The organism is Paenibacillus sp. yr247 (assembly GCF_900103825.1).
Taxonomy (GTDB): Bacteria; Bacillota; Bacilli; order Paenibacillales; family NBRC-103111; genus Paenibacillus_E.
The window spans coordinates 1-12,989 of record NZ_FNIF01000049.1 but is presented as its reverse complement, the minus strand read 5'-3'; the positions used below and the strand labels follow the sequence as shown (position 1 = coordinate 12,989).

The window sequence follows — 12,989 nt, the reverse complement described above, 5'->3', positions numbered from 1 at the left end:
AGGCCGTTACCCTACCAACTAGCTAATGCGCCGCAGGCCCATCTATAAGCCACAGATTGCTCCGTGTTTCATAGTTCTCTCATGCGAGAAAACCAGTTATCCGGTCTTAGCTATCGTTTCCGATAGTTATCCCGATCTTATAGGCAGGTTACCTACGTGTTACTCACCCGTCCGCCGCTAACTTATCCCGAAGGATAAGTTCGCTCGACTTGCATGTATTAGGCACGCCGCCAGCGTTCGTCCTGAGCCAGGATCAAACTCTCCATAATAGTAAAACTATTTGAAAGCTTAATTGCTCATTTGCGTTGCTAGCGAGATTTTGCAATCTCAATTGTAGTCACTTACGCGACTGAATTTGCTGATTTGCTTCATTCATTTGTTCAGTTTTCAAAGAGCTTTATTGCGTTACCGTTTAAAGCGTTAATGTATCGCTCTTGCGGTGACAAGAACATATATTATCAGGTTTCAAAACGAATTGCAAGCAACTTTATGCATCCATTATCTTACAGCTTCACAAACCCCGTGGATACAGCGTTTCGGCGCCATATATCCTTTTTCCCAAGCAGATGAACGCCGCCAATCCAATCATCAATACCATTCAGAGACACATGATCCCGCTCACATCCGTGAACAAGTATACCCATATCTGTCATACTCACTCGCCAATTCTCAAATTGAGGCGGCAATTTTTCGCCGTACCTTGGCAGCTTATTTCCTCCAATAAGGCGGACCAGAGGAACTTCACATTGCCGGATCTGATCCACTATGCTCCAAAACTGCAAGTCACCAAGACCAAATCCGCTGTTGCTTTCAATTACTTTTTTAAATAGCTGCAGAATGGGCATTTCACCTTCACTTGTAAGCTCAAGGATAAACTGCTGAAGGACAGTCAAGCCATTTTGTGTAGATGGATAACGTTCTGAATTGGCTTGTAAGGCCTTTTTAAGAAAAGGCAGTGCCGATAGGTCTTCTTTCATCAAATCAGCCATAGGCTGCGGCTCAGAGGCCGAATAGGCCGTCCACACCTTGCGAGCAAGGAGAAGCTGATCTTCACTAACAGGCAACCACTTGTGGTGCAGGTGAATGATTTGATCCACCGTTAACTGCCCTAATCCATAAAATAAGTCAACGCCTGGAAATTGATCGATCGTTAACAAAGATAGTCGGAAGGACCGATGGGGGAGGGCGAATAGTCTCGACAGCAAATAGCAAAGCATTAATTGGTCATATAAATCATGCTCAAACCACAGAACAACTTCGTCCATATCCATGGAGAGCTTGTCCAAAGCTTCTTCCTGCTGCAGCGTAATGGACTTAAACAACTCCTCTGGGATGCCGTGAAGTCGACTCATATAAGAGGTCCTTATAGATAAAAGGACACTATCTGACATTTGTACGCCAATAGGTCCTTCATACAGAGACTCGCGCCATACCAATATGTCTCCATCGATACCCGAAGCACGCAGCTTATCTCCAAATGCGTCACCGTTCACAATATGCAGGTTTTTCGGCATGGCACTGTCCCCTTATTTGTCATTTAGCCCTCACCCAAAAGCTGTAAAAGCTCCTGCTCATCCTCTATGATCCGAATCCCAAGCTCCTGTGCTTTCGTTAGCTTACTGCCCGCGCTTTCCCCGGCGATTACAATGTCCGTTTTCTTAGAAACACTGCCGGTTATCTTAGCTCCTAACGCTTCTAGTTTCTTAGCACATTCGTCACGCCCCATCGTTGAAAGCGTACCTGTAAGGACAATGGTTTTACCGAAAAACGGATTGTCAGGGCTAGCCAACACGACCGCAGGCTCTTCTGCGATTGGGTTCACGCCAGCCGCTAGCATACGCTCGATGCTGGACACCATCACAGGGTCACGGAAAAACGAATAGATGCTTTCAGCTACAATTCCGCCTACATCAGGGAGAGCGATTAGCTCCTCAGGAGTAGCGGCCATAATCTTGGTCAAGCTGCGGTAGTAGTCAGCCAACACCTTGGTCGTTGTTTTACCCGAGTTAGGGATGCCCAGTGCATAAAGGAACGAAGCGAGATCACGAGATTTGCTTTTCTCTAATGCGTCTAGCAGGTTTCGGGCCTTCTTCTCGCCAAAGCGATCGAGCTTGACGAGGTCCTCGAATTGCAGCGTATACAGATCCGCTGGGTCACGAACATCTAGCTCTTGATGCAGCTGGGAAGCGGTCATTTCGCTGAAAAATTCAATATCCATCGCATCGCGAGAAGCAAAATGCGCCATACGCCCAACCAGCTGCGGACTACAGCCGAGACGGTTTAAACAGAACAGATGCGCACCACGCATCTCAAGCTCACTGCCGCAGGAAGGACAATGCGTCGGAGCTACAATCTCCTCGCCGTCATTCTCCTCGGTCACTTTGCCGAGAATTTCCGGAATGACGTCATTGGAGCGTCGGATGTAAACGAGGCTGCCTAAGGCGTGCTTGAGGTTTTTGCGCTCGATGTCGCCGACATTGTTCAGCGTACAGTTCTGTACGGTTACCCCAGCGAGATCAACGGCTTCAACGCGGGCTAGCGGTGTGATTTTACCAGTGCGGCCGACTTCCCAGGATACACTTTGCAGGATCGTTGTGGCTTCTTCTGCTTCAAACTTATATGCAATCGCCCAACGCGGGAATTTCTCTGTATAGCCGAGCACTTCTCTCGTACGCATGTCCGTAAGCTTCACGACACTTCCGTCAATTAGAAAATCAAAGCTAGGGCGCTCTTCGGCAATCCGCTCCAGCTCTGCGCTTACTTCTTCAATTGTAGTGAAATATCGTGTGCGGTCGCTCACTTTAAAATGGTTGTCACGAAGAAACTGAACCATGTCGGCATGATTATCGAATTGAATGCCATCCGAGTAGCCAACATTATAGAAGAAAGCGTTTAGCTTACGTTCTGCGGTCACTTTGGGATTCAGGTTGCGCAGCGCTCCGGCTGCTGCATTACGGGCGTTTTTGAGCGGATCTATGGCCGTCTGATTATACGCTTCAAGCACAGAGAGGAACATCATGCCCTCGCCTTGCACCTCAATTGTCCCCTGATTGTACGGGATCTCAAGGGGTATTGATTTAATCGTTTTGATTTGTGCTAAAATGCCCTCGCCTACCGTACCGTTGCCTCGCGTGGAGGCTTGGACAAGTTGTCCTTGCTCATAGGTAAGGTTCAGCGTAAGCCCGTCGAACTTCAACTCCACCACATACGTGGGGTCTGGTAATGGGTTTTCGGGATTTTTGCTGTTGTAATCAGCGATCAGCTTGAGCACACGTGTGTGCCAAGTCTGTAAGTCATCGGCATTTTGTGCCTTGTCCAAGCTCCACAGTCGGGCTAGATGCTTATGTGGATCAAAACCTTTGAGAATGTCGCCGCCCACGCGCTGGGTTGGAGAAGAAGGCAGGGTAATCCCTGTTTCCTCCTCCAACGCGGTTAATCCTTTGTATAAAGCATCCCACTCAGCATCGGAAATCGTGGGTTGATCGAGCGTGTAGTAGTTATGGTTGTGCTTGTTGATTTCTTGGATGAGGGTTTTCATTGCCGCGATGGCATCTGTCATTACGGGCTCTTCCTCTCTAATGGGAAATAGGTGTTCGTTACGGCAAGTATAGGCATAGTGCGGCTCTTACTGCTTCGTAATAGGAGCGAACTTCGCGAGCAGGCGCTTCAAGCCAACAGGCGCCGGGAAAGCAATTTGCAGCTCGGTGTCGTCACCCGAGCCTTTGACGGATACAACGGTGCCGATGCCCCACTTGCCATGCGACACTTTGTCGCTGGCTTTGTAGTCCGGCACCGCGCCTCCTGCGGCAGGCTGCGGAGCCCGGAACGCAGCCGGCTTCGCCCCGGCTGCGGGGCTTGGCGCAGCCGCGCTGGCAGCAGGCCGTCCGAAGGAGGACGGCGTGCCCCAAGCCGACGAGCCGCTGGAACCGCGGCTCGTTTGCGAGGCAGCGCCGCTGCTGCCCCACGAGCTGGTGCGGCCAGCTCTCGAGAAGCCCCCGCCGCCGCCCATCGAGACGTTCTCCAGGAGTTCCTGCGGAATCTCCTGAAGGAATCTCGATGGGGCGTTGGCGGCGGTGCGGCCGAAGAGCGTGCGCATGCGGGCGCACGTAAGGAAAAGCTCTTGCTCGGCGCGCGTAATGCCGACATAGGCCAAACGGCGCTCCTCTTCGAGCTCTTCGTTATCGGCAAAGGCGCGGCTGTGCGGGAATACGCCTTCCTCCATCCCGATGATGAACACAACCGGGAACTCGAGCCCTTTGGCGCTGTGCATCGTCATGAGCACAACGGCATCCTGCTCTTCCTCGCCTTTATCTTTATCCAGCGTATCGATATCGGCGATAAGTGCCAAATCGGTCAGGAATGAAATGAGTGACTTGTCCTCGTTACGTTTCTCGAAGTCCATTGTCACGGACAGGAACTCCTCGATATTTTCGAGACGAGCCTTGGATTCAATCGTGTTCTCCCGCTGCATCTCCAAACGGTACTGCGACATCTCCAGTATTTTCTCAGTGAGTTCAGTTACAGATAAGTATTCAACCATGCGGTTCAGGTTATCAATCATTTCGCGGAAATCAGCCAAAGCGTGCTTAGCCTTCGTGTTGATCTCCAGGGAATCAACCTCCTCCAGCATGGCATATAGAGATATGCCTCTACGTCCAGCCATATCAGCCACTTTATCCATCGTGGTGTCACCAATGCCCCGCTTCGGAACGTTCACGATCCGACTCAAGCTGATATCATCGTCCGGATTCGAGATGAGGCGCAGATACGCCAAAATATCTTTGATCTCTTTACGATCATAGAACTTTACGCCGCCAACGATGGTGTATTGAATATCGGATTTAATGAGAATTTCCTCAATCACCCGAGACTGTGCGTTCGTCCGGTACAAAATGGCGTGATCGCCGAACTTTTTACCATTGGACTTATTTTTATTAATTTCACTCGTAACGAAATAGCCTTCTTCGTGCTCGGAATCGGCTTGATACAGCTTTATCCTTACGCCGCCTTCTTTATCCGTCCACAAATTTTTGGGCTTGCGGCCCGTATTATTGGCAATGACTTTATTCGCAGCCTGCAAAATATTCGAAGTGGAGCGATAATTTTGCTCCAATAAAATAGCGGTGGCATCGGGATAATCTTTTTCAAAATTAAGGATATTCGTAATGTCAGCTCCACGCCAACGGTAAATGGATTGGTCGCTGTCTCCCACGACACAAATGCGCTTATGTTTCGCCGCAATCAATTGACAAAGCATATACTGCGCTCGGTTTGTATCCTGATACTCATCGACATGGATATATTGGAATTTGTTTTGATAAAACTCAAGTACCTCCGGAACTTCTTTAAATAAATGAATCGTTGCCATAATTAAGTCATCGAAGTCCAGTGAGTTATTGCTTCTCAGCTTTTTCTGATAGAGCGTATAAATTTTAGAGGTTAAGCCGTCAAAGTAGTCGCCAATTTTATCTTCAAATTGCTTAGGAGAGATGAGTTCATTTTTGGCTGTAGAAATAGCCGCTTGAAAGGTCTTCGGCTCGAATTTCTTGGTATCAATATTGAGTTCTTTGCAGCAGGATTTTATGACCGATAGCTGATCCCCGGAATCCAAAATGGTAAAATTCGAAGTAAATCCGATCCGTGAAATATCTCTGCGCAGCATGCGTACACACATGGAGTGAAACGTGGAAACCCAAATGTCGTTCCCGCTGCCGCCGACCAGTTTGCCGACGCGGTCCTGCATCTCGCGTGCCGCTTTATTCGTAAACGTAAGTGCCAGAATGCTCCATGGGGCCGCTCTGCGCGTACCGATCAGGTAAGCAATACGATGCGTGAGTACACGCGTCTTCCCGCTCCCCGCTCCAGCCATAATCAGAAGTGGACCGTCAACAGCTTCGACCGCTTTGCGCTGCTCGGGATTCAACCTTTTAATCGCATCTAAGATATTGACTGTCTCGTTCATAAGTTACCTTCCTGTTCTATCAAAGTTCACGGTCTGAAGCGCCTGCTCCAGATCACTATAAATAATGTTGCCGACGACGATGGTATCTGCGACTTCCGCAGCCTGCTGCGCTTTATCTACGCTGTCAATCCCGCCGCCATATACTAAACGGGCATTCTCGAGCACTTGACGCGTCCGCCGAACTAGCTCCATATCACCAAACACGCCGCTATATTCCAAGTACACAATAGACATGTGAAATAGCTTGTCCGCCATGCGCGCGTAAGCTGCAACATCCTTGGCATCCAAATTCGTACGAGCCGATGTTAACTGCGCAGCCGTAGCTTCGCTATTCAAAATAATATAGCCTTCGGCAATAATTTCGTCCCAATTGAGCAAGGCTCCATATTCCTTCAACGCCTCTTGATGCTGGCCAACGATCCATTTCGGATCATCCGCATTCAGAACAACAGGAATTAAAAATAGATCAAACCCTGGAACGATAGCATCTTGATTGGAAATCTCCAATACACAGGGAACCTCGTACTGACGAATCCGAGATAGAAGATCCACCGTGTTATCAAAGGTCACTCCCGTTGAACCGCCTACCATGATCGCATCCGTACCAGATTGGCAAAGCCGATCCAGCGCTTCATCTGAGATGTGCCGATCAGGGTCAAGCTTAAATACATGCTTCCACTTACGTATATCGACGATCAATAGTTTCCCTCCGATTGGGCGGCAATAGTGCCATACTATCAACAGTCTATGCTACGCATTCAGGTGTGTCAAATGACAAAAGACGGGCTAATCGCCCGTCTTTTCAAGGAATATGCACATAATGTTATCTGATCTTCGCCCAAGCCTGATTTCCGGTTAAATGCGCACAAATGTTCCCTATTATTTTACTTCGACATTAAGAATTTTCTCTACATTGATATCCTTGTGATCATTTTGCTGAAGCTCGAGTTTAATCTCATGTTTACCTGCGGCTAAATTGTTTAGAGTTAACGGACCTGTTTTGCCAATCATCGCTTTCTGCTTACCATCCACATACAAATGAAGATGTCCTTCGCCCTGTACATTCGCTTTATCCATATGATCGGCCGATAATTGGAAATTAGTTGTCTGATACGTTATCGTCACGTTTCTTCCATCAACCTTGTACTGCGCATCGATGGCTGGCTTAGCACTGGATGTCACTGTCTTCACACTGCTTTCTGTCTTCCCTTGAGCCACTGTTGTCGCTGCTTTGGGACCTGCTGCATTGGAACTTATGACTTCCTCTTTAGAACCGCATGCCGTTGTCATTGCTCCTAATACCATTAAAGTAGCTGCGCCGTAAATCCACGTTTTTTTCATCAGCGATACACCCTTTTCCCATAAGTTTGGACATCCCTTGTTCCTTATATATGTGTGACAAGCTGGTTCCATACCATGATTATGAGAAAAGTGGGACGAAATCTAAAAACCGTTCTCCACAAAGATAAAAACGTCCTATAGCTAGAAGCTACGGACGTCTATAGTTCAGGAAGCCAGCTCCGATACTTAGAAGCTGTATTTGCTGCCTTCATGCTGCTGTTTGCTGGTATAAGAACTTTCGCCTGCCGAGTTCGAAGTTTGAGCACTCAATTGGCTGCGGGATCTGCTCGTCAAGCTAGTATTTTCAGGCGTGCTATATCCAGCTGTTGCAGAGTAACCTTGCGAATGACCATAGCTAGTCTGGCCATAGCCTTGATCCTGGAAGCTTTGTCCTTGCTGGTTATTGTAGGTTTGGTGTTGATTGGATGAATATCCTTGCCCTTGATTGTTGTACACCGCATTAGGATACTGGGACGCATTAATCATGGGTTGGAATGGCGCCTGATGTAAGGCTGCAATTTGGTTCTGCTGCTGGCTCTGCGGCTGTTGTTGTTGCTGGGCGATAGCCATCTGATCTTGCTGCTGATAGCTCGCTGTGGTTGTTCTGCTCAAATTTTGTTGTACAAAAGACTGCAGCTCGGCCGCAGTATGGCTCTGTTTCTGCAGCTCCTGAGAAATTTGCTGCTGAGGAGCAGCCTGAACTTCATAATAACCAAGCTTCTGAATTTCTTGAAATAAAGCTGCCTGATCTTGAAGTGTCTTTTGCACTAAGGATTGGAAGGTCTGCCTAATCTGTGGATTAGATGCTTCTAAAGCGGCCGTCGTGTATTCACGAGCATTGCGTTTCAGTTCGGAAAGAACAAAGTTAGCGTAGTCCTGCTCTTGTAAATGCACTTCCTGCTGTTGCTGTTGTTGTTGTTGATATGGGTTTTGCTGATACATCCTTCTTGCACCTCCTCTTATGTTCGAATTAATGGGTAATGCCTGATTGCTGCTGCAGGGTGTTGACGAGGATGCTGATGTTTTGCAGCCGCTCCTGAGAAAGCTGAGATAATGTTTGTTTCAAAGACTGACTCTGACAGTTAACTGCTCCTTGTACACAAAGCTTCGCTAACAATTCCTCATTTTTCAACGTATCCGATAGGTACGAGAGCTCTTTGCCGGTAATGGTTTGGTTCCCTTGATTGTTGTACATGTGAATGTTACCCTCCTTTCCATTCCTATCTTGTAGGTTTCCCAAAATATTCCGTTTTATGTCATGTTGGCAAAAAAAGTTAATCACCTTTTAAATGAAAAAGACTGCCCCACACAGCACGATAGCTGTAGGGAGCAGTCTTCTAAAAATTAAGAGGCGGGCTGAGCCGGTTTTCCGGCATAGGCATCCGCTATTTTCTGTACATCGGCAGTTGTAAGCTGGAACGCCCACTGTCCACCTTGCTTCGCAAGCCAGACTTGATCTTGGCTTAGCTTGCCTTCATAAATCTCATTGACTTCTTTACCGTCAACGGACAAGCCAAGCTCCACTTTCAGCTCTCCGCCTGCCGTCGGCTTCTGAGCCGACGGCTGTGGAAGCTCAGCGCTGTGCAGGAAGATCAGCTCATCGAGCAGCGGGTTTGCATCCGCGCCTTTCAGCTCCTTGTCACCAAGCTTCCAGTTTGCCTCAGCAGCCACTTTATCTTTGTCTGTTTTCGCAAGCGTCCATGTCTGACCCTTCAAAGTCACTTTCACACTCTGCACCTTGTCGTTCTCGAAGTGGAACGGGCTCGTATCAGCAAAATCGACAGGTGATTTACTTAGACCAGAGAGCGACTGATCACTTACCTGATACACAGCAGGAGACCCCTCCGCCTGAACATAGGAGAATCCTTGAATCGGAAGGGCCGTGCCCACTTTCAGACCTTTCTTGGATCCATCCTTTAACAGGACCTCATACGTTCCAACAGGCTTATCTAAACCATATTTGGATAGGTTACTTACCTGATCTTCCACCAATTTAGTGGATGTCACCAGACCGAGGGCATCCAGCCACGAACCAACTTGATTCGTATTGATCGGCACCGCCGCCGGTTTTTTCATATCCCATCCATCGCCATTGCGAGCTAGTTCAATCTGCTGTTCTTCTTTTTGCACAGTGAGGGACTTTACGTCTTCTTGCTTCAGCGTAAGAAGAGATTTCGGTTCATCTTTCTTCTCTTGGAAGAAGTCTTTGCTCGAAGCGTACCAAAACCCGCCGATACAAATAACGACTAACAGAATCGTAGGAACAAACCGTTTCATCCTCGTCTCCTCCTCCACCAGATCAAGCCGCCAATCACTAAGAAAAGGAGAGGCAGGAACACAATCGTTACGAGGAAAATGGTATTCGCTTGGCTAGGCGTGATCATCGCTTGCTGGTAGGCATCCCCTTGACGCGGACGGATCGTAATCTGATCTTTCTGTTCTTGCAACCAGCCTATACTGTTCATTGCAAAATCTTTATTGCCTTGATTCTGAATATCTTCATCCAGTACGAACGTTGATCCGCCTAAAATAACAGCCTTCGGCTTATTATCTTTGTTCGCAATCGCATAACCCAGATTGAGCGGTCCTTTGACATCTGCCGCATCTTGCTTCGTTTTAGACTGCGCAAGCAGGTTGATATCCGTTTCGCCGTAGGCTTTATCCGTTGTTTTCAAGAGCAACGATTGGGTGAAGTCTGGCGCACTTTGGTCCGCATTCAAGCTGACAGCCAGCGACAGCATCGTAATCAAATTATTGCTGGACAGCTTGTTCGTAATGTCATGGGAACCATACTCCGGAATAATCGTGAGCGGATCATACAGCGACGTTTGCTTCGGTTCGATCGCAATCGCATGTTGATCTACAATGCCGTATGTTTTCATAATCGCATCGATATTTTTCCACTTGGTCGCCATATCTTTGTTAAAGCCTAACGCCATATAAATCTTGCCTTTATCTTTCAAATAAGCCCCAATCAACTCAGCTTCTTTATCATTCAGGTCATTTTGCGGTCCAAGCAGCATGAGCATCTGCGCATCGTCCGGTATTTTACCCGCCACATAAAGATTGAGGTCCTTCACCACATAATTAGCGCCTTCTAGACTGCTTTTCAGGATGGTTAACGCATTCAATGGATATTCCTGATGACCGGAGAGCAGATAAACCGTGTGCTTCTCTGTGGAAGTTAGGCTTGTAATCGCCTGTGTAAACTTCTCTTCCCCTGTAAACGTGTAGGAACCGTCCTGTTGACCATTAAATAATTCATAGAAATTCACATTTTGCTTTTTGCCGCCCAATTCAAATATCAGCGTCCCGCCTTGATCGACACCATACTGCTTGGCCATAGACGGCTGCTTCAGCATATCGTACTCATCATACGTAATTTTACCGCTTTGCTTCTTATACTCTGCTACCATATCTGTGACTTGTCGTGTCACAAAAGCATTATTACTATCTCCACTGTTTGTGAAGGCAATGATGTGAATATCTTGATTTAAGTTTTTGAGTGTCGTTATTGTTTGCTCAGAAAGTGTGAAGCTCTTATTTTTCGTCAAATCAACCTGAAAGCCTTTCAGCGAATGTAGGAAGATTGTCAGTATGATGAAAATGCCGATAACGGCGATTGATAAAACAGTCGCATTAGTTCCCCGTATCCACTTGTTCATCCCGCTCACCTCCAACGCTTTCTTTCAAGGACTTGTATGCTAAGAACGAGGAACACCGCTGTTAATGTGATATAAAAGAGGATGTCGCCGCCATGCAGGACGCCTTTTTGCAAGTTCGTCAAATGGCTCGTCAAAGAGAATTGACCGACATAATCCTTCAGCTTGCCTGTCATACCGCCGCTTACCCAATCGAGCAGCCACAACATAAGCAAAATAACAAAGCCTGAAATACCGGCAACCATTTGATTGTTAGACAAACTAGAAGCGAACAAGCCAATAGCCATCATTGCGCAGCCTAATAGGAACATACTCAGATAAGACAGCCATAACACAGGCTTATCCAACGTTCCGAAGGAGGACATAACAAGTGGATAGATCAAGCTGATCGCCACTAGCCCGACTTGTACAATAAAGGCAGACAAATATTTACCGAGCACAATTTCGCCAATGCCCGCAGGTGAAGTCAAAAGCAGCTCATCTGTGCCTTGACGGAACTCATCTGCGATGAGGCGCATCGTTAACAGCGGGATGATAAAAAGGTACACGAATGTGGTATTTCCAACAACGGAGCGCGCATCCACAACCGGCGGCTGACCGTTAACAAAATTGATATAGAAGAAAAAGCTCGATAGCAGCACATAGAATGCGAATGCCACGTAAGCAACCGGCGAAAAGAAATACATTTGCAGCTCTTTCGAGCAGATAGCCCAAATTCTACGCATCGGCATCCACCTCCTCATGTTGATCAGGAGCATAACCGGTTTCGGCAGCAGGTTCATCCGTTGTCAGCTTGAGGAAGATATCCTCTAGGCTGAGGCTTTCCCGCTTCATCTCGAGGATCGGGTAGCCTGCGCCTGCTAGTCGGAAAAACAAGGCTTCACGAATATCAGAGCGATCCGACGAGGTCACGAGCAGTTTCACGGACTCGGCTGCTGGTTCGACGGTTAGTTCGGCGGCGTCCGTTGTCGCTGTGGCAGATTCGCTCGGCGCTGGGGCGTCGATCTCCTTGACTGCTGAGACTGTCTCCAGACTGCGCAGCTCGGTCAAGATCCGCTCGCGAGGCCCCTTGACTTCGAGCGATACTTCGAACGTCTCGCCCATCGTGCGGCCGAGATGCTCAGGGCGCTCGTCGAGCACGACGCGGCCTTGGTTAATGATGAGAACGCGATTACAGATCGCATTAATTTCTGGGAGAATGTGCGTGCTCAGCAGCACTGTATGATTCTCGCCAAGCTCATGAATCAGCTGACGGATCTCGATGATCTGCTTCGGATCGAGGCCCGACGTGGGCTCGTCCAGTATAAGCAGATCTGGTTGGTGTAGAATCGCTTGCGCGAGGCCCAAGCGCTGCTTATAGCCCTTGGACAAGGAGCGAATGATTTGCTTCTCGCGTCCTTGCAGACCGAGCTTGTCGATTGCTTCGCCGACACGCATCTTCTGCTCCCGTGCGGGCACATCGCGAAGATTCGCGATGAAGCGCAAGTAAGATTGCACCGTCATCTCTGGATAAAGTGGCGGTGTTTCCGGTAAGTAGCCGATTTTGCGGCGTGCTTTCTTCGGATTGTCCGCCATGGAATGGCCATCCACCCATATTTGTCCATGCGTCGGATTCAAATAACCCGTAATCATGCGCATTGTCGTTGTTTTGCCAGCACCGTTAGGCCCTAAGAAGCCGACGATCTCGCCGCGCTGCATCGAGAAATCGATGTTATGTACACCGCGATCATTTTCGTACAGCTTGCTGACTTGTTTGACCTCAAGCATCCAAGATCCCCCATTCATACTTTCTTTCATAATATCCATCATCACTATACCCGCGGAACAATAAACCAACCTTAAGCAAATCTGAAAAATACATTAAAAAATTGTGTCTAAATTGTGAACGAAGTGGGGTGGGCGCGAGAGAATGGAGGCTCATCAGGGCGGATGGAGATGGCTGGGTTGGGTGATTCGGGTGAGAAGAGAGAAGGCGATGAGTTGATAGAGGTGACTGAGAACGGGAAACGGTGGCTCGAGCTGAT

Annotated in this window: 11 protein-coding genes and 1 rRNA gene; all 12 read right to left on the bottom strand. The window is 48.1% G+C overall.

Going from position 1 to position 12,989, the window contains the following annotated elements:
- Window positions 1-269 (bottom strand): 16S ribosomal RNA (locus tag BLT91_RS29490); the annotation flags it as partial.
- Between the two features lie 234 nt (window positions 270-503).
- A complete protein-coding gene (locus tag BLT91_RS29485) occupies window positions 504-1,514 on the bottom strand; it encodes a DUF1835 domain-containing protein (protein WP_090827732.1) in 1,011 nt (336 codons plus the stop codon).
- 23 nt (window positions 1,515-1,537) lie between these two features.
- Entirely contained in the window at window positions 1,538-3,559 is a 2,022-nt protein-coding gene (gene ligA, locus BLT91_RS29480; RefSeq protein ID WP_090827728.1) for an NAD-dependent DNA ligase LigA, read from the bottom strand.
- Window positions 3,560-3,625: 66 nt separating this feature from the next.
- Window positions 3,626-5,962 (bottom strand): DNA helicase PcrA, encoded by a 2,337-nt coding sequence (gene pcrA, locus BLT91_RS29475; RefSeq protein ID WP_090827726.1) that lies wholly within the window; start codon window positions 5,960-5,962, stop codon window positions 3,626-3,628.
- 3 nt (window positions 5,963-5,965) lie between these two features.
- Complete coding sequence (locus BLT91_RS29470) at window positions 5,966-6,661, bottom strand: heptaprenylglyceryl phosphate synthase (RefSeq protein WP_090827724.1); 696 nt, start codon at window positions 6,659-6,661, stop codon at window positions 5,966-5,968.
- A gap of 180 nt (window positions 6,662-6,841) precedes the next feature.
- Window positions 6,842-7,303, bottom strand: coding sequence for a DUF6130 family protein (locus BLT91_RS29465; RefSeq protein WP_090827722.1), 462 nt, complete (start codon window positions 7,301-7,303; stop codon window positions 6,842-6,844).
- Between the two features lie 186 nt (window positions 7,304-7,489).
- Window positions 7,490-8,245, bottom strand: coding sequence for a spore coat protein (locus BLT91_RS29460; protein WP_090827720.1), 756 nt, complete (start codon window positions 8,243-8,245; stop codon window positions 7,490-7,492).
- Between the two features lie 28 nt (window positions 8,246-8,273).
- Window positions 8,274-8,498: a hypothetical protein gene (locus BLT91_RS29455; RefSeq protein WP_090827719.1), complete on the bottom strand. Its 225-nt coding sequence runs from the start codon at window positions 8,496-8,498 to the stop codon at window positions 8,274-8,276.
- Between the two features lie 149 nt (window positions 8,499-8,647).
- A complete protein-coding gene (locus tag BLT91_RS29450) occupies window positions 8,648-9,580 on the bottom strand; it encodes a DUF4340 domain-containing protein (RefSeq protein ID WP_090827717.1) in 933 nt (310 codons plus the stop codon).
- Window positions 9,577-10,968, bottom strand: coding sequence for a GldG family protein (locus tag BLT91_RS29445; protein ID WP_090827716.1), 1,392 nt, complete (start codon window positions 10,966-10,968; stop codon window positions 9,577-9,579). The genes BLT91_RS29450 and BLT91_RS29445 overlap by 4 nt, the downstream gene beginning before the upstream one ends.
- Before the next feature lie 5 nt (window positions 10,969-10,973).
- Window positions 10,974-11,690 carry an ABC transporter permease subunit gene (locus BLT91_RS29440; protein ID WP_090827714.1) on the bottom strand — a complete coding sequence of 239 codons (717 nt, stop codon included), beginning with the start codon at window positions 11,688-11,690 and terminating at the stop codon, window positions 10,974-10,976.
- Entirely contained in the window at window positions 11,683-12,732 is a 1,050-nt protein-coding gene (locus tag BLT91_RS29435) for an ABC transporter ATP-binding protein (protein WP_090827712.1), read from the bottom strand. Before BLT91_RS29435 ends, BLT91_RS29440 begins: the two co-directional genes overlap by 8 nt.
- Window positions 12,733-12,989: the final 257 nt, after the last annotated feature.